A 22,916-nucleotide genomic window follows, 5' to 3' on the forward strand; every position below is an offset into this window, starting at 1 on the left:
CTCCGAAGGATGTAGAAGTCCGACCGCGTACTGCGGTATGGGGCAACTCTAGGGCCCAAAGGCCCCAGATGGCGCAATCCGTCCAATTTATTCACCTGCCCGCAACACAGGACAGGCATGCGTTCGAGGGGTCGTGAGCGTGTCTGCGCATTCTCAGGCACATCTCAGTGACGCACTCCACAGCGGTGCACGTGGTGCGAACGTCCAGGATGTGGACAGATCGGTCGACCGATCGCTTCAGCGGCGGGGCTTGCCGCGTCCCTCGGTGGGCTCGTCGAGGTCGAGCCGGAGGCCTCGGCTGGCGTCGAGACGACGTGCGCGCAGCTCTTCCTCGCGACCGACGGCATCCTCCAGGGCGTCGAGGTCCTCGGACGGCCGGTCCCGCCGACGCGGTGCCGGCTGGCCCTCGGCCGGTGGCTCCTCGCCACCACGGGAGGCCTTCCGCGCCTGCATGGGCTGCGGGCGGCTGAACTCCTCGAGCGCCGACCCCTCCTGCGGCGCGTACCCGTACCCGTAGCCGTACCCGTAGCCGTAGCGACCGGTCTTGGTGGGCGTCATGTTGAAGACCGCGGCGACGGGCTTGGCACCCACGCCCTCGAGCCGCTCCACGGCGCCGCGGACCTGGTCGGCGCTGGTCTTGCCGTGGCGGACCACGAGCACCGCTCCGTCGACCACGCTGGCGATGAGGGCCGCGTCGGTGACGGGCAGCAGCGGCGGGGCGTCGATGAGCACGACGTCGTACTCCTCGCGCAGCTGGCCGATGAGGCTGCTCATGGCACGCGACTGCAGGAGCTCGGCCGGATTGGGGGGCGTCTTGCCGCTGGACAGGACCGCCAGTCCGGGGAACTGGGTCTCCTGCATGGCGTCGGAGAGCTCGATGCGGCCCACGAGCACGGTGGTGAGACCGACGGCGTCGACGAGGCCGAGGTACTGCGCCACGCGGGGGCGACGCAGATCGCCCTCGACGAGGGCGACCTTCTGGCCACCTTCGGCGAGCGCGAGGGCCAGGTTGCAGGCGGTGGTGCTCTTGCCCTCGCCGGGCAGGGCGCTGGAGAGGACGAACACCTTCTTGTTGGCGTCGGGGTCGATGAACTGCAGGTTGGTGCGCAGCACGCGGAACGCCTCGGCCCGCGGGGAGTAGGTGTCGATCTCGGAGATCAAGGGAGCACCGTCGGCGCCGCCGTCGAACGGGATGGCACCGATGACAGGTGCCTCGGCGAGCTCCTCGAGCTGGCGGTGGGTCTTGACCGAGGTGTCGAGCGTCTCGCGCAGCACGGCCAGGCCGGCGCCGAGCAGCAGCCCGAGCACGAGCCCGAGGCCGAGGTTGCGCAGCGGCTGGGGCGACACGGGACTCTTGGGCTCGGTGGCCTGGTTGGTGACGGTGGCCTTGATGGTGGCCTGGTCCTGGCCGGGGGGCGTCTCCAGCTCGCCGACGTAGCCGACGAACACGTCGGCGGTGGTCTCGGCGATGCGCTGGGCCCGCTCGGGGGACGGGTCGGTGACGGTGATCGTGAGGATCACGGTGTCGAGCTGGCTGGTTGCGGTGATCTGCTCGCTCAGCTCGGCCGGGGTCTCGTCGAGGTCGAGCCGCTGGATGACGCGACGGGTGATCTCGTTCTGGTTCACCATCTCGGCGTAGCTCTTGACTCGCTGCAGGGAGAACTGGCTGCCCTGGAACGCCTGGTTGTCGTCGGACGCCTGGGAGGTGGAGATGAACAGGTCCGTCGACGACGCGTACTGCGGGGTGGTGCGCCACGTGGCCAGCGCCGCCAGGGCCACGACGCCCAAGGTGACGGAGGCGATGAGCAGCCAGCGGTGCCGGAGGATGTTCAGGTAGTCCCGCAGGTCCACGCGCGTGCTCCCGAGAATCGGTGGTGACGCCCCGGTTCGCCCAGGGCTGGGAGTCACTCTAGGCGAGGGCGGACTCGTGAGTGCGCGTGTTGGTCGTGACGTGGCGCGCGTCGCGAGCGTGGCCCGTTCCACACCGAACCTGGCAAGAGGGCCCGAATATCCCTGTCAAGATGGCCCGATGAGGGAGATTGCAGTGCGGAGGACGCCGATACCGGGACTGTTGGTCATCGATCTGCCGGTGCACGGAGACAGTCGCGGCTGGTTCAAGGAGAACTGGCAGCGGGAGAAGATGGTGGACCTGGGTCTGCCTGACTTCACGCCGGTGCAGAACAACGTGTCGTTCAACGCCGCGCGAGGCGCCACGCGCGGGATCCATGCGGAGCCGTGGGACAAGCTCATCTCGATCGTCCACGGGGGGGCCTTCTGCGCGTGGGTCGATCTTCGCGACGGCGACGCGTTCGGCACTGTGGTGACGCTGGATCTTGACGTCGACCAGGCGGTGTTCGTGCCCAGTGGCGTGGGCAACTCCTACCAGGCGCTGGAGGACGACACGATCTACAGCTACCTCGTCAACGAGCACTGGAGTGCCGACGCCAGCTACACCTACGTGAACCTCGCCGACGAGACGCTGGCCATCGACTGGCCGATCCCGCTGGCCGAGGCCGAGCTGTCGGAAAAGGACCGCGCGCACCCGCGCCTCGCGGAGGTCGAGCCGTTCGTGGTGGCGGGCGACGGGCGCATGTCCGAGGTCGACTCGCCACGCACGCTGATCATGGGCTGCCACGGTCAGCTGGGCCGGGCGCTGGTGCAGCTGCTGCCGAAGGCCACCCCCTGGGACCTCGACGAGCTCGACTTCACCAAGGCCGGTGCGGTGCGAGCGGTCGATTGGTCGCAGTTCCGGACGATCATCAACGCGGCCGCCTACACGGCGGTGGACGCGGCGGAGACCCCCGAGGGCCGCCGCGCGGCGTGGTTGGCCAACGCGCACGCACCGGCGCACCTGGCGCAGGCCGCCGTGACGCACGACCTCACGCTGGTCCACGTGTCGTCGGACTACGTGTTCGACGGCGAGCGCGAGACCCACCCGACGGACGAGTCGTTCGCGCCGCTGGGTGTGTACGGCCAGTCCAAGGCGGCGGGCGACCTGGCCGTGAGCGTGGTGCCCAAGCACCACATCGTGCGCACCAGCTGGGTGATCGGCGACGGCAACAACTTCATCCGCACCATGCAGGGCCTGGCGGAGAAGGGCGTGGATCCTGCGGTGGTGGACGACCAGATCGGCCGCCTCACCTACACGAGCGACCTGGCCGAGGCCATCGTCGACCTCCTGCGCAGCGGTGCGCCCTACGGCACGGTCAACGTGACCAGCGGTGGGGAGCCGCGCTCGTGGTTCGAGATCGCCCGACAGGCCTTCGCCGACGCCGGGCACGATCCCGCACGAGTCTCGTCCACTAGCACCGAGGAGTACGGCCGCGGCAAGGCGATGGCTCCCCGTCCCCGCTTCAGCACGCTCGACTAGCGGCGGTCGGCGTCTGGCTTCTCGGCAGGAGAACATTGTTTTCGTAGACCGGCTAACAGGATCTGAGTCTCGCCTATGTGTGATCAGCGGGACTTGTTGAGGTGAGCGAGGGTCGGTGACGCTGGCAGGCGTGACGGAGTTCCGCAACGGAGTCAATTGCGATCCCCGTCGATGTAGAGGGATCACGCTGGAGGCTTTCCACGTTCTGTCACCTATATCGTCGACCGTGCGTAAAGCCTGTAGTTGTCGATTAGTCGGAACATCGACGACAGTCGCTGCGTCGTTGGTGTTGAACCGAGGTCGGCGGACCGGCCTGCGGAATGTTCCAGCTCAATGCGTGGCGTCGGGCACCGCGAACTTTCCGACCGCCCGGTGCTCACGGTTGCCTCGAGACTTCGTCATCGGAGACGTGAACATCGGCTTTGAGACGGGCTCGCGATACAGCTTGCGGTCGAGCGACTGGGGCGAGGGGCGGTAAGTCGATGAGCGATCAGGGAGCACTTCGCCCAACGTGCCCGGCGCACGCCGCTCCGACAAGTCGCTGAGAAGGACCGGCCGGGGGCCGTCCGTCGTATCGGCCTCCTACCTCGCGTCGGCTCGGAGCTTTGCCGGAGGCCGCCTGGCCGCCTGACCGTTCTAGGGTGGCCATATGACTCACCGGATCGAGGAAGTCCTCTCGCGTGGGATGTGCGTGGGATGCGGTGGATGTTCGGTCGCGACGCGGGGCGCCATCCCGATCACAATTAGCCGTCGCGGCATTTACGAGGCATCCCTCGACGGGGTGTCCGAAGAGGATCGGAGAGCCGGCTCGAGCGTTTGTCCGTTCTCGGATGAGTCGAAGAATGAGGATCAACTCGGGCCTCCGGCTGGGGAGGTCGGTGACTACGACCCTCGCCTTGGGCGGTTCACCTCGATTCGCGCCGGGCGTAGGACCGCCGACGAAACCCTCCCGGAGTCATCCTCTGGTGGGATCACGAGTTGGACGCTGGGACGCCTCCTCGAAACAGGAGCGATCGACGGGGTGATTCATGTCGGCGCCGTCGATGGCGACCGTCTTTTCGAGTACGTCGTCTCGCGCTCACTCGAGGAGATTGAGGACCGCCGCAAGTCGCAGTACTACGCCACAACCCTCGCCTCGACCATCGAAGCGATACGTGGCGACGGCCGGCGGTACGCGATCGTCGGCGTCCCGTGCTTTATTCGCACCGCACGCAACCTGGCCGACAGCGATTTGGGGCTGAGAAGCCAGTTCGCTTACTACATCGGTATTGTCTGCGGGCACCTCAAGAGTCAGTTCTTCGCCGAAGCTGCCGCTTGGCAGGGCGGCGTCATCCCCAGCGACCTGGACTCCGTCGACTTCCGAGTCAAAGCCCCCGGGCGGCCTGCCTGGGACTACAGCTTCGGCTACAGAAGCGAGAGCGAGTCGGAGCTGCGAACGATCAGAAATCTAGATCTGCTCGGCTCCAACTGGGGGCACGGTGCCTTCCAGCCCGAAGCGTGCAACTTCTGCGACGACATCTTCGCTGAGACCGCTGACGTGGTCTTCGGAGACGCATGGATTGAGCCGTATCAGGCTGACTGGCGCGGCACCAACATCATCGTCTCCAGGAGCAATGACATCGACGCGCTGCTCCAAGAGGGGGCTCACGCTGGCGACCTGACGCTTGATCCTGTGAGCGCGGATATGGCGGCCGAGTCGCAGGCGGGCAATTTTCGACACCGTCGCGACGGCCTGCGTGTCCGACTCGCTGACGACATCGACCAAGGACTCTCAGTACCCGCGAAGCGCGTCGAGCCCGGGCGGGAGCACGTTGACGCCCGGCGACTTCGGATCGTCCGGCAGCGGCGGCGTATGTCAGCGCTATCGTTCGAACTGTTTGAGCGCGCCAAGGCTGCCGGCGCTCCCAGCATCTACACGCGCAGCATGCAGCGCGAGGTCGACCGGTACTCTGCGATCGGGACCCCGCTGCCCCGGCGAATCGCCCGCAAGATCAAGGCGTTTCTCCGTCGTTGAGCGCGACAGCAAGCATGTGAAGCATCCCTTGATCCGGTCGTCCCCAGACATCGAGGTCAACGAGGTGCGTGCCGGGGGCGGCGCTACCGCCGTGGCGCACAACATGAAAATCATCGGGCTCGCCGCAGCCGACCATGCTCGCCGCGCGCGCCTCGCTGTCCGGACGTATCACGCCAGGACGGCAGGAAAAACCCTGCGCCTTTCCGTCGGCGTACGGCGTCGCCCTGATGCAAATGAACATGACGTACGGGCCGCCCGCGACATCACGGCGAGTCGTACTCTTGTCGTCCTCGGACGGCGCGTTCTGCGTCGCCAGCGTACGGAGGTTCTGGAGGGGCGCATCGCTCCCTAGGACTCGACGGGCGGGGCGTGCGCCCGCATTGGCTTCGCCCGGAACCTCTGCGCTGGCTTCTCGACAAAGAACCACGACGTCGTCGCGAGAGGTAAGACCACGACGATCGCGACCGCCGCGAACGCGACAGGGTGCCACGAGACTAGCGCCGTGCTGGCGAGTGTCTGCTGCACCGGGAAGCCGTAGATGTACGTGCCGTAGGAGATGTCGTTGCGCATTTGAAGCCGCGGTGACCGCAAGAAGGTGCTGCCCGCGAGGAGCGCGTAGGCGTAGAACGCCGAGCACGTCGCCCGGTAGCCGGAGCCAGGAATGAAGGTCGAGGCGACGAGCACCACGACCACGGCTCCGGCGACTAGGGCTGGCGTGACGGGGAGACAGTCTCGCAGCGAGTAGATCAGCATGCCGGCGACGAACATGAGCGCGAAGCGAACCGGGGATGTGATCCAGTAGTTCTCGGTGCCGAGCATGAACACGACTGCCTGTGCGATCGTGAGGCCGATGAATGCGGCCCCGATGAACCTACTGGCCGTGACGAGTCCGAGCAGTCCGAGCGCAATCACGCCGAGGTAGCAGAAGAACTCCCATCGCAGTGTCCACAGCGAGCTGTTCCAGGCGTTCGGGTACGGGACGTTGTTGAGCGTGCCGGCGATGCTCTGACCCTGGTCGGTGAGCATGAAGTTCTGGAGGAAGTAGGTTGTCGCGCTGCTCGGGTATCCGTGGGGGATCGGGTCGCCCGCCAGGGCTGTGGCCAGCGGCGCGATCGCGACCGCCGTGACAAGCAGACACGCCCACAAGCCGGGCAAGATACGCAGCAGCCGCGCCCGGAGATAGTCCAGCACCTTCGGTCGACGGACCCAGCTTGAGGCGATGAGGAAGCCTGAGATCGCGAAGAAGCCGTCGACGCCGGCACTGCGCATGAACTCCCACCCCTCCTCGCGCCCGGTTATCGGGTAAGAGTGGGTGACAATCACGGACGCGGCGAGGATCAGTCGGAACAGGTTGAGGCCGTTGGCGCGTGGGTTGAACGCCGCGCTCAGACGCGGCGCGGTTTTGAGCATGTGCGACAGGCTATCTGCGCCGCGAGTCAGCGATGTTGCGTTTCAGGAACCACGGGAGCCTATTCGCGCTTGAGACGCGAATGCCGTCCGCGCAGGCAACTTTCGGCCCCGAGGTCGGTGTCACCATTTCCGAAGCAGCCTTAGGCTCCCCATCGTGACGAAGCCTGCTTGACCGAGGGAGTAGTTTCACACTCTGCCCTGTCTGAGGCCTCTCTTTAACTCAGGCTTCCGGAGCGACAGTAGAGTGCACTCGCTTAGGCATAGGAAACCCTTACTCGTGACAGCAGGGCAATCTGTTACTACCTGATTCTGCCCGGGGTGTCTTTTCGCGCATCGGTTACTAAGGGCCGTCAGGTGTGGTCGAGCAGACCTAGAAGATAGCGCCCGTATCCGCTCTTTACGAGCGGCTCCGCCGCGCGACGGAGTTCGTCGTCGCTGAGGTAGCCGAGGCTCCAGCCGATCTCCTCAGGGCAACCGATCTTCAGACCCTGACGGCTCTCGACGGAGCGCACAAAATTTCCGGCGTCGTTGAGGTCGTCGATTGTGCCGGTATCGAGCCAGGCTGTGCCCCGCTCGAGCAGCGAGACCTGCAGCCGTCGCTGCTCGAGGTAGATGCGGTTGAGGTCGGTGATTTCCAGCTCGCCGCGGGCCGAGGGCTTCAGCTCGTGGGCGTAGCCGACGACGTCGCTGCTGTAGAAGTAGAGCCCCGGCACGGCGTAGCTGCTCCTGGGCTGGACTGGCTTCTCCTCCAGAGAGATGGCGCGACCGGTGTCGTCGAACTCCACCACGCCGTAGGCGGTGGGGTCGGCCACGTGGTAGCCGAAGACGGCGCCGCCGTCTAGCTCCCGGAAGCGGCGGAGGGTGGATCCGAGCCCAGCCCCGTAGAAGATGTTATCGCCCAGCACGAGCCCCACGTTGCTGCTGCCCACATGGCCGGCGCCAATTGTGAACGCCTGCGCGAGCCCGTCGGGGGAGGGCTGCTGGGCGTAGGTGAGGGAGATACCGAACTGGCTGCCGTCGCCTAGAAGTCGCTCGAAACCGCTTGCCTCGTGCGGGGTGGTGATGACCAGCACGTCACGGATGCCGGCGAGCATCAACGTCGACAACGGGTAGTAGATCATGGGTTTGTCGTACACCGGCATGAGTTGCTTACTTATGCACTGCGTGATCGGGTGGAGGCGCGAACCGGTGCCACCGGCGAGGATGATGCCCTTCATGTGACGCACCCTACGGATTTCTCGTGTCCGGCGGGTGTGCTCAACGGTAACGTCGCCCACATGCAGAAGATCCTGGTCACGGGGGGCGCGGGGTTCATTGGCTCGAACTTCGTCCACTACGTCGTCGAGAACACCGATATGAACGTCACGGTCATCGACAAGCTCACATACGCGGGGAATCGCCAGAACCTGGCCGGGTTGCCCGAGGATCGTGCGCAACTGGTGGTAGGCGACATCGCCGACGCAGCGCTCATGGACGAGCTGGTGAGCACGCACGACACCGTGGTGCACTACGCGGCCGAGAGCCACAACGACAACTCGTTGCGGGATCCACGGCCGTTCCTCGACACGAACATCATCGGCACGTACGTGATCCTTGAAGCTTGCCGCAAGCACGACGTCCGTCTGCACCACATCTCCACCGACGAGGTGTATGGCGACCTCGAGCTGGACGACCCGAACCGCTTCACCGAGACCACGCCCTACAACCCCTCGAGCCCGTACTCCGCGACAAAGGCAGGCTCGGACTTGCTCGTGCGCGCCTGGGTGCGGTCCTTCGGGATGCGTGCCACTATCAGCAACTGCTCGAACAATTACGGCCCCCGCCAGCACATCGAGAAGTTCATTCCACGTCAGATCACGAACATTCTCGACGGGCGCCGGCCCAAGCTCTACGGCGCCGGATTGAACGTCCGCGACTGGATCCATTCGGACGACCACAGCTCAGCGGTGCTGACGATCCTCGAAAAGGGTGAGCTCGGCGAGACCTACCTCATCGGTGCCGACGGCGAGAAGAACAACCTCCACGTCATTCGGTTGATTCTTCGGCTTATGGGAGAGCCCGAGGACGCGTTTGACCACGTCGCCGATCGTGTTGGGCACGACATGCGGTACGCGATCGACTCGACACGACTACGCTCCGAGCTCGGGTGGGCCCCGCAGTTCGGCGATTTCGAATCGGGGTTGGGCGATACGATCGATTGGTACCGAGAGCACGTTGGATGGTGGGGACGAGAGAAGTCTGCGGTTGAGGCCGCCTACTCCACCCATTCGCAGTAGGAGCGGAGGTCGTCGAGTCAGTCCGGGAGAGTGTCAGTGGGCCTTCGCGCGACAAGCACTCGCCAATAGTTGAGTTGCCGATCGATCTCTTCCTGGAAAGACGGCACGGGCTGCGAGGGGGATTCTTGGCGGAAATCGAAGGAATCAACGATGGCTTCGGAGATGCCCCCAACCGTGCTCTCGATTCTGATGTTGGGGTAACGCTCCGTTGGTATTCCCTCTGCGCCTATTGGAGTCGAAACGACGGGCATGCCCATGGCGAGAGCCTGGATGGTCTTGAACTTTAGGCCAGCACCGCGGAGCAGAGGCACCACAGCTGCGGCGGCACCGAAATACGCATCCGTCATTGAATCAAGAAATCCTGTGACCTCGACTTTCACCGATGCCGCCGCGCGTAACCACTCTGGCGGCGATGACCCGGCGAATCGGACGACGACGCCGGGGGACACGGCCCACACCGCCGGCATGATCTCTTTCAGTAGCCACCTGGCTGCCTCCTGATTCTCTTCACGAGCGAAAGCAGCGACGAAAACCACCACGGGGGATCGGCTGTCCGTCGGCCGCATCCAGGAAATCGGCTCGATGTACGGCGAAGCGAGAGCCACAGACACTCGGCGCGCTACGCGCTCCGCATCCGTCTTCTTGAAGACGTAAACACGATCAAGCGCGCCCATGGCCTGAAGTTCACGACGCCGAACCACAGGAATCTTGAGCCGAGCTCGGAGCCTTGACCGCCAAGTCGGGCCGAAGGACGCGCTGCGTTCGAGACTTTCTGCTTGAACGTCGTGAGCCATGCCGACGATTCCGGCGTCAGAGCGCCACTGCCGAATCTCCGGAGCCCACGCGATCGCTGCGAACCACTGCAGGTCGATTCCGTCGCACGAGCCAAGGAAATGGCGACCTTCGGGCGCCAAGCCGTTGACGAAGCTGGTGAAGCTGGGCTGTGGTGAGCCGGTTCCAAGGAACCGCCGAACGCGATTCCGCCGAGACGTGTTTGGGAGGGTGGAAAGGTAAACTGGAAACTCCGCCCTGTCCTGGAGTTTCTCGTTCTCCGCGGTGTGAGGGGCGAAGAGACGGACGTCCACGGCAGCCCGTGTCAGCCCCGCGAGTAGGTGCGCAAGATACTGACCGCCGGCGTGGTCTACGTTCCGGTAGACGACATAGGGGGATAGCACTGCGATGCGCAATACGGTCTCTGCCATTGCGCGTCAAGCCCCAAAGTTGTTGCGAGCGAGTCGTTGGACCTCTGGAAGTCGCGCTTGAACGACGCGGTCATCTGCGGCTTGCTGCATCGAGTCCAGGAGTTGAGCCCCCGCGACGGCGCCGAAAGAGTCCTGGGGGTAGAGCACTCGATGCGAGATGTCGAACATCTCGAGAAGGCCCTCGACCTTGCCGTGGGAGGCAAGGCTCAGGGGGGCTACACCGTTACGCAGCAGAAAGATGGCGAGGTGCATCCGCGATGCGAGGCCTCCGACGGCGCCTCGCGCCACATCCTCGACGCCGGAAGGGCTTAGTTGGTCAGTGACGAGCACGAGCCGGGGGCTGGAGAACTGGTCGTACAAGTTCCTCGCCACTTCGGCGTCATCGTCGCCGCGCCGAAGCACGTGAGGAAGGAGTACGACGTTGCGGTCCGCGTCGAGGAGTCGGCGCAGACTTTCGTGGTACTCGCAGCCAACACGATGCTCCCGGCTGGCAAGACCGCTGGCGTTGAAGATGATGTAGTCCTCGGGAAGGCGGAGCCGACTCCGTGCGTCGCTCCCTCCAGTGGCCAGCGTGAAAACGATGTCTGCCGTCGGAGGTCTCGTCGTCACGCCTAGGTGGCGAAGTCGTTCGGCTGATCGAGGATCGCGCGGGAGCAATGAGACATTGTCTTGCAGCGCGCGCATGAGACTCAACGTGTACTGGTCGGGGCACTCGCTCCAGCTGAACCCGAGAATCCGGACGCGCCTGCCTCGCTGCGTCGCGAATCTGACCAGCTGCAGCCGGATGACCGAGTCTCTCCGGGAATAGGAGCCATCCATGATGTCGGCGCCGATGACGTCGATCTGGCAGGCGCGTCCGATCTCTCGGCCGGCCCTCCATACGCCCAGCAGGCGCAGGTAGGGGAGACGAGCGACAAGTCGCGGTGCCGCCACGAAACGTGCCGTCCGGGGCGAGGTGACCTGTGGCAGAGTCAAATCGTCGTGCTGATCGACGAGAATGTGGATCTTCGAGTGCGGAGCGTGCTGAACCGCAGATTCGAGCAGGGCCTGGTCGCCGATGTTGCCGCGGCCAGCCGTAGCGATGATCAGGTGACTGGATCTGCGGTTCCTGACGGTGAGCTCCGCGATGCGAAGCACCATCAAGTCGACGAAGCCGACGAATCGGAGCATGGCGACAGTGGAGTGGAACGAGACGTAAAGGTGTCGGGTCCCGAAGTAGAGGCGATGAGCTAGCTTCTTCACGGGTTTTCTCCTCTAAAGGTTGCGAGCACGTGCTCTCTCGTGCTTGGCAGGACGGCAGCCGCGACGATTAGGCCCATCCCCGCGCCGGCGGCGCCGAATGCGACCTCGAGTAGCGGGTTGGTTCCCAGTGCTGAAGCGAGCCAGGCAATGCCAGCGACACCGCCCGAGATGAGTTGCACGATCACTGCGGGCTTGAATAGACGAAGCGCGGAGAGGTTCGCGGCCCGGGCAACCCAGATGGTTCCAGCAGTCCAGTGGAGGACACTGACGCACAAGGACGTAGCCGCGACGGCGTTAATGCCGAGCGGAGCGGCCGCGACGATTGCGCATATCCCAAGAGGGCGCAGCGTGAGCGTGAACCGCAGTAACGATCGCGTGCGGGCAAAGCCCAAGAAGATCCAGTAGTTCACAAACGACAGAGCTTGAAACGACGACGCCGCGGCAAGAAGCGCGAACACGGTGATCGTCGGGAGCCAAGTATCTCCGAGTAGCAATCGAACTAAGGGGTCAGCAAGAAGCGCGAAGCTGAGCATGGCACTGCACACCACGAGGTTGAGGCTGAGGTGAACTCGCGATATGACCCTGATTGCGTTTTGCTCGTCGGACCGGGCTCGCGCGAATGTTGGGAGAGCGACGTTCGTCAGGGGGACAAGGGCTTGATTCAACGGCAAAGACGCGAACTGGTAGCCGCGGTTGTAGTAACCGAGGGCTGTGGGTGAAGTCGACAGACCCAGAGCGACCGTATCCGCATTCGTCGCGACGAAGCTCACCGCTTGGGATGCGCTCACGTCCCTCCCGAAGAGCAAGAACTCTCGCACTGATTCGCCGCCGCGCCGCGGCCGATAGGGGCGCCACCCGCTGAGTGCCGAACGCAAGAGGGTTTGGACAAGTGATGCTGTAAGCGCCTGCCCGACGAGTGACCAAACGCCAGCCCCGGCTACGGCCAGGGCCACGGCAACGATCATGCCGCTGAGCTGCGCGAGAACTTCAGTGAATGCGAGCGTGCCGAATCGGGAGCTCCGCGCGAGCTGCGCCTGATGCTGCGCCTGGCTCGAGTTGAGGATGAAGATCGCTGACATCGCGCAGGAGATTGCCAATGCTTCGGGGTGGCTGACGACCCGGGCGACGACGGGACTCAGGGCCAGCATGACCATCGTGAAGGCGACGCCGATTCCGATGCCGTACCAGTACAGCCGGCTCTTCTGCTCGTCAGAAATGTACTCTGCCTGGATCGCTGCATGGGTAAGCCCGAAGTCGCGCACCAGCTCACCCGCATTGACCACCACCAGCACGAGCGCGAACAAGCCGAAGTCTGCTGGGGAGAGGATGCGTGCCAGCACGATAGTCGTCCCGAGTTGCACGGCGACCCTGGCGCCCTGGGCGCCAAGTGTCGCCAGCCCCCCACGGGCAGCCGCCCCCGCAACGGGCGAGAGCGGCGGACCCGCTGGGACCTCCGTCACCGACGAAACTCGTCGGTAGGTGATGGGCGCCTCGTCATGCACTTAGGATATTGCCTGAGCGAGGCGGGCGGTGCCGTTGTGGCCGGGAACTCAGGAGTGATGTGAACACCGAACGCACTGTGGAAAGTGGTCGGCTCCTATTGCCGTTCGTGCTTTTCGCGGTGGCGACGAACGCCACGCTCGTGCAGACGCTGCTTCCCGAAGATTCAGCTCTGAAGACCTTCGTGCGCGCCGTCGTGCTCATCTGTTCTGTCTACGTGGTGGTGTCGGCGAGAATTCCAGCGCCTGCTGGGCTGGTCGTTCTGTCGACGCTCACTCTCGTTCTCGCTCTCGCGAGAGCGAACGAAGATCAGTTCTCCTACCTGTTCGTGATTGTTGTCGCTCTGGGTCTCTCGCGGGTCACCGACCGCAAACTCCTTCAATGGTCCACCTGGGCTGGCGGGTGGACGTTGTTGCTGTTGATGCTGCTCCTCTGGGCAGGGGTGACGACGAACGAGATCCTGATGCCCCGCGAGAGGTCGACCTTCGGTTCGTCCAGCGTGCCGTTCGTCTTCAACGCGGTTTACGGGTTCGCGGCCGTCTGGGTGGTTTACGTGTTTCGATATCGGTCACGGTGGCGTTGGGTCGTCCTGCCAGCCGCAGTCCTCCTTGCGATCTACTTCTTTCTCGCGACCGATCTGCGCGGGGGATTTCTGACCTTCTTGGCGTTCCTGACCCTGTGTCCGCTCCTTCGAGTCGCGCGCCGCTCGCGGATCGCGGTCGCGGTGCTCGCTTCGCTTCCAGCGGGACTTCTCGGAATATCGCTTGCGCTGGCGACGCTGGCGGACAACGCGTCGGTCAACGCCCTGCTGAGCTATCGCCCGCTCTACTACTGGAGGATGCTTTCCCAATTTCAGATCGACGACCTGGTACTGACGTCGTCGGTGAAGCAGCTCGACCTGATTTCGATTGTCGACAACTCCTACCTTCATCTCCTGATCGGGGGCGGCGTGGTCCTAAGCGTCTTCTACCTTTGGATCTACGCCCGAGCGATGTTTGCACTCATGGAGTCCGGTGAGGTCCTTCTGGCAGCGTTCCTGACGGCCACCAGCGTCTATTTTGTGTCTGAGAGCTTGCTGGTTCGGATCGAGAACGTCTTCATCGCCCTGTTCTGGTTGTTGATCTTTCGCTGGGGTGCGAGGTTGCGACCCTCAGGCAAAGTTGCGTCTGAGGAGCTTCGAGGTGACGAGCGCCGTCTTCCGGCGCAGCGACCGGAGACTGTTGAGCGCTGATCCACCGAGAAGCATGCCGACACTGAACGTCTGGCCTCGACTCCAGAAGCGCGAGCGCGCCGCCGCCAGGCTTTTACCCTCCTGCGCCCCGCCACTCGACGCATCCCAAACGGTGGCGCGAAGGTAGCCGTCGCCCCACGTCTGATCGGGCTCGAGGTAGGCGCCTTCCGCCCACTCGTTCCAGGCATTCACGAACACGATCCCGTCGCCTCCGCGGGCGAGATGCTCACGCCTTCTGCTGTTCTGCAGCCACGATCGGTAGAGGCCGGGGTTCGATCCGACATAGACGGTCGCCCTGGAGCCGCGACGCGCTGAATTGTCCCAGCCGGGATTCACACCCGGATACCGAACGTACCTATTCTCGTCGGCACGTCGCTCTGCTCGATGCACCATCTTCTCGTAACTGAGGATCCGTCCCCGGAAGTCTTTGCGTAGACCCTGCAGAGGAGCGAATACAGCCGATGCGGTGGTATTCATCCCCACCGGCGGGAATTCCGCCACACCGTCGAAGCCCAGCGGTCTAGGATCGAGTCCCCGGACTGTCTCCGCTGCCACCAGGTGGATGCCCGGGAGGCCGAGTCGCGCGGCGCGTGCCCGGACAGTGGCGGCGAAAGCGGGTGCGTCGGGAAGCTGGTCTGCGCGGTGCACGAGAAACACTGGTCGGCCTTGCACCTTCAGCGCATGAGGCGCGGTGAAGTAGCCGGCGAAGTCCTCGAAGAGGCGATCGACGTACCCCGGTGCATACGACTGCGGCATAAGGACCTCGCTGTTCTTGCCATCCCACCGTCGCGTCCAACTTTCGTTGGCCCAGGAAACGCAAAATGGAAAGTCGGGACCATGGTTCGCGTACCAGTCAATGGGCCGTTCAAGCAGTCGATAGCCGTCGAACCAATAGGCGTAGAAGCAGAACGCGTCGACTCCATGTGCCCGAGCAAGCTTGATCTGAGCTTTCATGACATCGGCGGGTTCGCCAAGGTCGTAGTAGCCCAGGTCCCTCGGCACGCGCGGGTGGTCGTGGCCATCGAAGGCCGGCCTGCTTCGGCGGACGTTCGTCCATTCCGTGAATCCCTCGCCCCACCATTCGTCGTTCTCGGGAATTGCATGGAACTGCGGCAGGTAGAAGGCCACCGTTCGAGGGCGTTCAGAGTCTGTCACGAGGAACTCCTGTCGGCCGGGGTCCAGAGGTGTGCTCGTGTGCGGTGCAGACGTTTCGAACGGCGCACTCGACCAAACGTCAGGAGATCGGGGTACTGCCGGTAGAAGCGCAACGCTGAGCGAAGTTCGTGCCGCCAGGCAGACAGGTTGACTCCAGTGGTCTCGCGCTGCCACGTGTGACGCCACGTGATTCCAGGGTCGAGCACGACCGTCAGACCGTTCAGCCACGCCCGCAGGCCGAGGTCATGGTCCTCGTAGTAGATGAAGTATTTGTCGTCCCACCCATTGATCAGGTCAAAGGAGTCCCGTCTGCCTGCGATGGCAGCGCCGATCGCCCATGCGACGTACGTGGGGTGCGGGAGGTCGACCCTGGCGTAGGCCGAGGGATCGACCCAGGGCAGCCGAGCTCCACGATTGGCGAACTTCTGTGCCACTGTCGGTAGGCCGCGGGCATTTGGTTGAGGTGTGTCATCGCCGTAGTACAGCTGGGGCGCCACGAAGCCGCCGTGGAGGTCGACGGATCTGCGGAGAGTATCGAGAGATCGGGGCGCGACTGTGACGTCCGGGTTCACGAAGGCGACGTACGGGGTGGAGGCCGAAGCCAGTCCGACGTTGTTCGAGCTAGAGAACCCGTAATTGGCGTCGCGCTCCACCACAGTTGCTCCGAGATCACGGGCGATCGCGACGGACCGGTCTGTCGACGCATTGTCTACGACCACCCATCGTGCATCGGCTGCGTCGAAGTTCTTCCAGCTCTCTTCGAGTTGCCTCTCGTTGTTGTAGGTCACGGTGATGAGTGTCCAGGTGCTCGAATCTACTTCGTTCGCCACGACAGTCCGGCTCCGATCATGAGTGCCAAAGACCTCAGCCTGTCCACTCTTCCGCGCCGGAGGGCACGCAGAAAGAACAGCACCAGCGAGGGGGAGGGAGGGGTGTGTGCCACCGTCGATAAGACCCGGCGATTGTGGACATCGAGATGGGAAGATCGCTCCAACAATTCGTTCGCCATCCGGCGCCGCCATGCCCAGCGTTCATCCCGCAGAGCCTTCAACGTCTCGCGCAGACCAGAGGCTCTGATGCCTTGGAGTCGATGCGCCCGGCCGCCGCTCCCAGCCTCCCCGATGACGTTCGCGTCGTGCTGGACGTACTCCTGCAGGACCTGTTCGAGTGAAGTGATGCGTCCTAGCGAATGGGCGCACGCTCCTATCCAGTGGTCGTGGTAGGCCGCCGGGGTCGGTTCTGGGAAGGGTAGAGCACGCCGCGCCACATCGGGCTTGAAGACCGAGAAGCTGCCAGTGACGAAGTTGTCGACCAGCAGCTCGAACATCGAGGTCGGTCGCCGAATGGCTCGTCCTTCAACTGCGCCCGTCGCATCCGTGACGAGGGCGTCTGCCAGGCAAAGCATGACATCCGCGGTGTCGAGCAGCTCGGCAACTTGTGCGCCGAGTTTGCCCGAGTGCCAATAGTCGTCCTGATCCGCGAGGGCGATCCATGCGGGGCTGAGCTCGAGCCCGGCTGCGAGGCACCTCTCGAAGTTGCGGTAGAACCCAACATTGTTCTCAAACACCTCAACCTGAAATCGAGGGTCTCCGTCGACGAGGTCGGCGACCGCCCCTTCGGTGACTGGGTCACTGCCGTCAACAGCGATCACGCAAGTCCAGGACCGCAGGGTCTGGGAGATGATCGACTCGATCTGACGCTTGAGCAAGTCCGGCGCTGGCTGGTGCACGGCGAGGCAGATGACACCGAACTGCTCGAATTCACGAATCGTCATCGGGTCAGTAGGCACCTTCACGGGTAGCGACGGCGCGAACCGTCTTCCACAGGATGACGAGGTCGGCGGTCATCGACCAGTTCTCGACATAGTAGGCGTCGAGCCGTATGGCATCCTCCCACGAAAGGTCCGATCTGCCCGAGACCTGCCACAGCCCGGTCATACCGGGCAAGACGCGGAGCCGGCGATGCGCGACGTGATCGTAGAGGTCCACTTCGAACTGGCGCTGAGGCCGTGGCCCGACGAGACTCATGGTTCCGAAGAGGACGTTAAATAGCTGCGGCAGTTCATCAATGGAGTAACGCCGAAGGAACTGGCCGACTGGCGTGATGCGCGGGTCGTCGGTGAGCTTGGCCAGAGGTCCGACCTCCTTGCCCTGTGCGGTCAAGAGCCCAGTGAGCCTCTGATCGGCGTCCGGATGCATCGACCGGAACTTGATCATGCCGAACGGCGCCCCGTCCCGTCCGATGCGCTCCTGCCGGTAGAAGACGGGGCCGCGGCTGGTGAGTTTTACCGCCACTGCCGCAGAAAGCAGGATCGGGGAGAGCAGAACGATGAGTCCCGCCGCGCCCGCACGGTCGAACATCCTCTTGGGCCACGTCGCAGCATCACCGTAGGTGGGCTTCTGCACGCTGAGGAAGGGCAGTTTTCCGACGGCGCTGAGCTGAATCCTCGAGCCGGAGACGTCGACGACGTTCGGCGACACAAGTAGATCGACGTCACGGCCTTCGAGCTCCCAGGTGAGCTCCTTCAGTCCGGCGTGACCGAGGTGTTCGCTGTCGGTGACGATGACCAGATCGGCCTCCGCGACGCCCAGCGCCTGCGAGAGATCCCTTTCGGTTCCCAGCACAGGCACGAAAGCGTCCGGGACAGGGAGCCACTCGTTGAGCGAGCTCGCGCGATCCGGGACCCAGACTCCTGTCACGCGAACACCCGACCGCGGGTTGTTCCTGAGTTGCCGAGTGATGTCTTCAGCTGAGCGGATGCCGCCGATGACCAGAGCGTTGGTGATCAATGCGCCGTGGTCACGCTGCTTGTGGAGCCAGGTCCGCCACACCTTGCGGCCGGCGAGCAATCCGGCCAGTCCCAACGGGAAGGTGATGGCGAGGTAGCCACGGGAGGAGTCGAACTTGAGGACCAAGGACAGGATCGCCACCAGTCCGAAGTACGTCACGGACGCCCGGATGAGTCGGCGGTACTCCTCGACCCCGTCGCCGAGGATGTGGGTGTCGCGGGTGCGGTAAGCCTGTAGTGCAAGCGACCACCCGATAGCGAGGATGGCGCCGAAGGTCCAGTAGGTCAGTGAGATTGGGCCGGCGGTTCGAACATCAGATTCCACGCCGAAGCGAAGCGCCGCTCCGATCAGAGCGGCGGCGAGCAGCATCGTGAGGTCCGTCAGGAACAGGTGGTGGACGAACTTCTTCTGCCACCGTGCGTCCTTGCTCGTGTAATCGTCGATGTTCGGGGACTTTCGGGGTGAGGGTTGCGTGCGACATGGAGCGTCCTCCACCGACGGCGGTCCTGCAGGACGGTTCGTTCCTGCAAGGTTGCTGATGGTCATGGCAAACGGTCTCCAGAGTTTCCTGAGCGGTTCCCTGACTTCCGCACCCGGTCAGGCTAGACGGGTTGGTCTGCGGGATCGACCGATTTGTGTAAACGCGGCGTGACGAACAAGACGATCGACCGTGATCTCGGGCACGCGGGGCCCTCCGCAGAGGCGTTTGAGGACTGAAGACCAGGGTAGAAAGGCCACGATCGCGTCTCACATCTTAGACTTTCCTCCAGGTGTGGACGATCGGATGACAACCGCTTGAACGGCCGAGTAACGTTCTTGACGAAGCCCCGCTGACTCACCCCCCGAGGTCAGCGGGGCTTTCTTGTGCCCTGAAGTTCCGCGCCGGACGTGCCGTCATGCCAGGTCGCCTCGTTGCTCTCCTCATGACGAGACCATCCGTCATCCAGGGGGATCGATGAGCGACCACGCGAAGCGACGGCTGCACGAGCAGCGAGCAGAACGGACCCGGGGCGAGAGGGTCCGCTACGTCGCAGTGCTGCTGCTCGCCGTGGCCACCGCCGTGCTCGTGGTGGAGGCTCTCCAGGCGGCGTGAGCAAGACCACCAGGGCGCGACACCTGCACGACATCTGACCTCCCTACCGTCGAGGTGGGAGGTCGGCGATGAAGAAGACCTGGAGACGCTGGCGGTGCCGGATGAAGTACGGCACGGCGTGTCCGCACGCCGAGCTGCACACCTCGTACCGCCGGACCCGCGAACGATGAGGATCAGCCGAGCGAGATCGAGTCGTTCGCCGGGTTCGGGTCCACGTTGTCGGGCGCGCTAACCGTCGCGGAGAAGCCGACCGGATCGCCCGGGCTCCACCAGAACCGGATCGGCTGCGGGTTGGGGCCCGATGCCTGGCACGATCCGACCGCCCCGATCCCGCTGCACGACCAGCCCTCGCCACCCCACAACGAAACCTCGGTGCCGGCCGGCAGCTCGACGAGCAGCTGGGGGGTGAGCGTCGACGACGTGACGGCCAACGTCACCTCGTAGACGTCGCCGGGCACGGCCTCGAGCACCGAGACGCCCAGGTCCTCGCCCTCCTCCACCGGTGGTGTCGTCGTCGGCGGGGGCGTGGTCGGGACCGGTGTGGTCGGTCCAGGAGACGTCGTCGTCGTGGGCCTGGGCGTGCTCGGTTCCGCCGGGGGCACCACCACGGGTAGGGGCAGAGCCGCAGTGAGGACGGGGACGACGGCGGTGAGCGGTGCCACGACCGGAGGCCTCCAGGGCTCCGGGGTCGGATCGGCAAGGTCGTCGGGGCCCGCGGGCGAGGCAGTGCCGGGTGCGCTGCCGGCGGTCGCGCTCGGCGTGCCCACGTCGGCGCCGGGTGCACCCAGGCGGGACACGCCCACGGCTGCGACGGTGACCAGCACCGCCACGGCCGCGACCCCGAGGGCGATGGCCCCAGCCGTCTCGGCGACGCCCAGTGCGGCTGGGCCCGTGCCGGGCGCGCCCGCCCCCTCGGTGCCTCGCGTCTCGCCTGCGCCCACTGCGTGGACCCTCGTGTCCCCGAACGCGGCGACGCCCGGAGCGCCGAGGAGAGCCGGCAGTAGCAGGAGGCCCAGGTCGGCCGTGATGCCTCCCACCAGCGCGGCCGCCTCGCGACAGTCGTCGCACACGTCGAGGTGCGCCTCCACCCTGGCGTGAGCACGCGGCCGCAAGCGGCCCCGGTCGTAGGCGGGCAGCAGCTCACGCACCTCGCGGCACTCGGGATCGTCGGTCTGTCCCAGGTGGGCCGACAGGTAGGCGTTGCGCAGACCCTCGCGAGCCCGCAAGGCGAGCGACGACACGGCGTTGGCCTTGATGCCAAGCACCTGGGCCACCTGCTCGGGCGACTCGTCGTGGATCGCCGTGTGCCACAGCACCGCCTGCCAGCGCTCCGGGAGCGTGGCGAAGGCCTGCGCCAGGAGGCTCGACTCCTCCCGCAGTGCGGTGCCGTCGGTCACCGTCGGGGCGTCGGGGGAGGCCTCGAGGTCGTCGACGAGGTCCTGGCGCGACGCGGCCCTCGACGCCGCGTAGAAGCCGTTGCGCACCGACGTGAGCAGGTAGGGGCGGAAGGCGAACTGAGGTCCCGCGCCGTTGCGCACTGCGCGAAGCACCGCCACGAACGCGTCCGACGCCAGGTCCTCGGCCGCAGACGCGCCCGCCAATGCGCCCGCGAGACGCACTGCCGAGGGGTGGTGACGCTCGAACAGCAGGCCGGCGGCGTCGTCGTCTCCGTCGCGGTAGCGCTGCAGGAGCTCGGCGTCGCTCGGGTCCAGGAAGAGGTCGGTCATCGTTCGCAATCGGCTGGAGAAGGTGGGGTCTTCTTCCAGGAGACCGTAGTGCCGGCCTCGTCACGCAGCTTCATCCAGAACTTTCTGGACGACAGTGCGTGACCGATCGCGCCATCGCCACTCCTTGTACTCACGACGCACCGCACCGGTGCGGCGAGAAGAGGAGATGGTTCCACGTGGTCCGCCCGGTCCGTTCGTCCGCCGCCTCGGCTACCACCGAAGCCGACGCCGAGCTGGAGCACGTGCGGGGGCTGCTCGCTCGATGCTCCGCGGACGGGCCGTGGCAGCCGGTGCTCGCCAGCCGGCTCGGGCAGCTGCACGCACGGTGCGGCTCGGACCTGCACTCCCTGCTCGCCTGCGTCGACGAGACGTTGGTCGAGGCCGGGCGCGGGCCGGCCTCACCTCATGTGGCGTGCGCCGCGCTGTCGGCCTGGACCGACGAGCGGACGCGGCTGGGCCTCGGGGCCGACGACCCGCTGACCGGTCTGGGCGGTGCCGACCAGCTGAGACGGCAGCTCGACGGAGTCCGTGGCCCCGGGGTGCAGCGTGTCCTCGTGGCCGAGGTGCTGCTCGACGAGCCTGCTCGACGGGCACGAGGAGCAACGGGGGACGTGGAGTCCGAGCTGAGCCTCGCCCTGGTGCGCGCGGTCCTCGACCGCGGGATCGACACGCGCGCTCCCTGGTCGCGGCTGGGCTCCCATCGCCTCGGTGCCATGGTCGACGACGGGGTCGCGGCCGGCCTCGCGGTGCCGGTCGGTCGGGCGCGCCGCTGGCTCGCGCGCTGGCGCGACGACGTCGACGTGGCCGCCTGGCTCGAGCCGGTGCCACCCGATCCCAGCGCGCGCTGCGCGCTGGTCAGAGACCTCGCTATGTGAGGCGAGCGGTCGTCGTCCACGGACCCGCACAGGGGTCGGGTCCGCGGTGGGCAGGTGGAAGACCTGCTCCTCGGGGGGACGGCGATCGGGAAGGGCGGTGGCCCGACCCTCGTGCGCCGATCTGGAGGATCGGTGTCAGGGGGTCGGCGCCACTGCCGGTCCGACCCGCGGACAGCCGATCAGCTGCCGACGTCGAACGTCGGGCTCGGGGCTGCGGCCGGGTGGTCGGTCGCAGGCTTCTTCTTCGACGAGCCGATCGAGGTCGGGCGGTCCCGCACGAACTCGCTCTCCATCCAGTGCGCACGGTCCTGACCCGTGCGCGGGTCCCAGAAGTCGCACAGGATCAGGTCGCCACAGGTGGCGGTGGCGGTGGCCGGGACCATCTCCTTGACCTGCTCGTCCCCATGGTCCCAGAGGCAGCCGACCCACACCGGCCGCGGATCGAGCAGCGCCGTCACCGTTCCGGACGGTTCGGGCTGCTCGTTGATCAGGAGACTCATACCGCAAACGTAGGTTGCGAAGACCTTTTGAACAAGTATGGGCAGGCTGAGTCGCGCCGCGGGGTCACGCGAGGTCGCGGTTGGCGAACTGCTCCAGCTTGCGCGCCACGAACGTGACGTGCCGGTGCAGCCACACGGTGGCCGCCGGGCCGAAGGAGTCCGACGTCGCGTCGACGGAGTACGTCACCAGGCTGCCGCCCAGGTGGTCCGTGAGCACCAGCCTCTCGTCCAGGTCGGCGATCGGCGTCTCGGTGCGCAGTGCGAGGCACTCGGACTCCTCGAAGTCGGTCACCTCCACCGTCGCGTCGACGCCGTGCAACCCGTTGGTGTGCTTGCACACGTACGACGACGTCGGCTCGAGCAGCGGACTGTCGGTCGACGTGCACTCCTCCAGCGCACTCCACTGCGAGATGGTTTCCAGCGCCACCAGCTCGGCCCAGAGTCGTTCGCGGTCCAGTGAGGACTCGATCTCGTAGCCGTCGACCAACATCCCTCGACGGTAGGGGCGCCACGCGTTCGGCGCCTCCCCACC

General features: G+C 65.3%; 19 protein-coding genes. 6 read left to right on the top strand and 13 right to left on the bottom strand.

Translation table 11 applies throughout. The annotated features are described in order from the left end of the window. Window positions 1-237 precede the first annotated feature (237 nt). Window positions 238-1,851: a polysaccharide biosynthesis tyrosine autokinase gene (locus tag NUV38_RS06745; RefSeq protein WP_257728387.1), complete on the bottom strand. Its 1,614-nt coding sequence runs from the start codon at window positions 1,849-1,851 to the stop codon at window positions 238-240. Between the two features lie 178 nt (window positions 1,852-2,029). On the opposite strand from NUV38_RS06745, the gene NUV38_RS06750 reads away from it, so the two are divergent. Continuing rightward, complete coding sequence (locus NUV38_RS06750; protein ID WP_257728388.1) at window positions 2,030-3,370, top strand: bifunctional dTDP-4-dehydrorhamnose 3,5-epimerase family protein/NAD(P)-dependent oxidoreductase; 1,341 nt, start codon at window positions 2,030-2,032, stop codon at window positions 3,368-3,370. Window positions 3,371-4,019: 649 nt separating this feature from the next. Then, entirely contained in the window at window positions 4,020-5,384 is a 1,365-nt protein-coding gene (locus NUV38_RS06755) for a Coenzyme F420 hydrogenase/dehydrogenase, beta subunit C-terminal domain (protein ID WP_257728389.1), read from the top strand. Between the two features lie 348 nt (window positions 5,385-5,732). On the opposite strand, the gene NUV38_RS06760 is transcribed toward NUV38_RS06755, so the two are convergent. Both NUV38_RS06760 and rfbA read right to left on the bottom strand, forming a co-directional pair. Then, window positions 5,733-6,794: an acyltransferase gene (locus tag NUV38_RS06760; RefSeq protein ID WP_257728390.1), complete on the bottom strand. Its 1,062-nt coding sequence runs from the start codon at window positions 6,792-6,794 to the stop codon at window positions 5,733-5,735. Window positions 6,795-7,144: 350 nt separating this feature from the next. Further along, a complete protein-coding gene (gene rfbA, locus NUV38_RS06765) occupies window positions 7,145-8,011 on the bottom strand; it encodes a glucose-1-phosphate thymidylyltransferase RfbA (RefSeq protein ID WP_257728391.1) in 867 nt (288 codons plus the stop codon). Window positions 8,012-8,071: 60 nt separating this feature from the next. Between rfbA and rfbB the strand changes: the two genes are divergently transcribed. Further along, complete coding sequence (rfbB, locus tag NUV38_RS06770; protein ID WP_257728392.1) at window positions 8,072-9,070, top strand: dTDP-glucose 4,6-dehydratase; 999 nt, start codon at window positions 8,072-8,074, stop codon at window positions 9,068-9,070. A gap of 17 nt (window positions 9,071-9,087) precedes the next feature. Here the strand turns inward: rfbB and NUV38_RS06775 are convergent, their stop codons facing one another. The 3 genes from NUV38_RS06775 to NUV38_RS06785 all read right to left on the bottom strand — a co-directional run bounded on the left by NUV38_RS06775 (window position 9,088) and on the right by NUV38_RS06785 (window position 13,016). Next, window positions 9,088-10,155, bottom strand: coding sequence for a glycosyltransferase family 4 protein (locus NUV38_RS06775; RefSeq protein WP_257728393.1), 1,068 nt, complete (start codon window positions 10,153-10,155; stop codon window positions 9,088-9,090). A gap of 123 nt (window positions 10,156-10,278) precedes the next feature. Continuing rightward, a complete protein-coding gene (locus tag NUV38_RS06780; protein WP_257728394.1) occupies window positions 10,279-11,514 on the bottom strand; it encodes a polysaccharide pyruvyl transferase family protein in 1,236 nt (411 codons plus the stop codon). Further along, a complete protein-coding gene (locus tag NUV38_RS06785; protein ID WP_308219663.1) occupies window positions 11,511-13,016 on the bottom strand; it encodes a lipopolysaccharide biosynthesis protein in 1,506 nt (501 codons plus the stop codon). Before NUV38_RS06785 ends, NUV38_RS06780 begins: the two co-directional genes overlap by 4 nt. A 59-nt stretch (window positions 13,017-13,075) precedes the next feature. Here NUV38_RS06785 and NUV38_RS06790 point away from each other — a divergent pair, with 59 nt between their 5' ends. Next, on the top strand, window positions 13,076-14,245 hold the full coding sequence (locus NUV38_RS06790; protein WP_257728395.1) for a hypothetical protein: 1,170 nt from the start codon (window positions 13,076-13,078) through the stop codon (window positions 14,243-14,245). On the opposite strand, the gene NUV38_RS06795 is transcribed toward NUV38_RS06790, so the two are convergent. Genes NUV38_RS06795 through NUV38_RS06810 form a run of 4 tightly spaced genes read right to left on the bottom strand, consistent with a single transcriptional unit; the run spans window position 14,165 to window position 18,735 of the window. After that, entirely contained in the window at window positions 14,165-15,373 is a 1,209-nt protein-coding gene (locus NUV38_RS06795) for a glycoside hydrolase family 99-like domain-containing protein (RefSeq protein WP_257728396.1), read from the bottom strand. The two genes, NUV38_RS06790 and NUV38_RS06795, sit on opposite strands and share 81 nt — an antisense overlap. Before the next feature lie 23 nt (window positions 15,374-15,396). Next, on the bottom strand, window positions 15,397-16,188 hold the full coding sequence (locus NUV38_RS06800) for a glycosyltransferase family 2 protein (RefSeq protein ID WP_257728397.1): 792 nt from the start codon (window positions 16,186-16,188) through the stop codon (window positions 15,397-15,399). Between the two features lie 26 nt (window positions 16,189-16,214). Next, window positions 16,215-17,174, bottom strand: a complete 960-nt coding sequence (locus NUV38_RS06805; protein WP_257728398.1) for a glycosyltransferase — start codon at window positions 17,172-17,174, stop codon at window positions 16,215-16,217. A gap of 4 nt (window positions 17,175-17,178) precedes the next feature. Further along, window positions 17,179-18,735 carry a sugar transferase gene (locus tag NUV38_RS06810; protein WP_257728399.1) on the bottom strand — a complete coding sequence of 519 codons (1,557 nt, stop codon included), beginning with the start codon at window positions 18,733-18,735 and terminating at the stop codon, window positions 17,179-17,181. A 409-nt stretch (window positions 18,736-19,144) separates the two neighbouring features. On the opposite strand from NUV38_RS06810, the gene NUV38_RS06815 reads away from it, so the two are divergent. Continuing rightward, window positions 19,145-19,282: a hypothetical protein gene (locus NUV38_RS06815; protein WP_257728400.1), complete on the top strand. Its 138-nt coding sequence runs from the start codon at window positions 19,145-19,147 to the stop codon at window positions 19,280-19,282. Between the two features lie 173 nt (window positions 19,283-19,455). Here the strand turns inward: NUV38_RS06815 and NUV38_RS06820 are convergent, their stop codons facing one another. Beyond that, window positions 19,456-21,009, bottom strand: a complete 1,554-nt coding sequence (locus NUV38_RS06820) for a sigma-70 family RNA polymerase sigma factor (protein WP_257728401.1) — start codon at window positions 21,007-21,009, stop codon at window positions 19,456-19,458. Window positions 21,010-21,107: 98 nt separating this feature from the next. Between NUV38_RS06820 and NUV38_RS06825 the strand changes: the two genes are divergently transcribed. Further along, entirely contained in the window at window positions 21,108-21,884 is a 777-nt protein-coding gene (locus tag NUV38_RS06825) for a hypothetical protein (RefSeq protein WP_257728402.1), read from the top strand. Between the two features lie 179 nt (window positions 21,885-22,063). On the opposite strand, the gene NUV38_RS06830 is transcribed toward NUV38_RS06825, so the two are convergent. Then, window positions 22,064-22,384, bottom strand: a complete 321-nt coding sequence (locus NUV38_RS06830) for a hypothetical protein (RefSeq protein WP_257728403.1) — start codon at window positions 22,382-22,384, stop codon at window positions 22,064-22,066. A 64-nt stretch (window positions 22,385-22,448) separates the two neighbouring features. Next, on the bottom strand, window positions 22,449-22,874 hold the full coding sequence (locus NUV38_RS06835) for a hypothetical protein (protein WP_257728404.1): 426 nt from the start codon (window positions 22,872-22,874) through the stop codon (window positions 22,449-22,451). Window positions 22,875-22,916 lie beyond the last annotated feature (42 nt).

Origin of the sequence: Aeromicrobium sp. 50.2.37, from assembly GCF_024655735.1 — a bacterium.
Taxonomy (GTDB): domain Bacteria; phylum Actinomycetota; class Actinomycetes; order Propionibacteriales; family Nocardioidaceae; genus Aeromicrobium.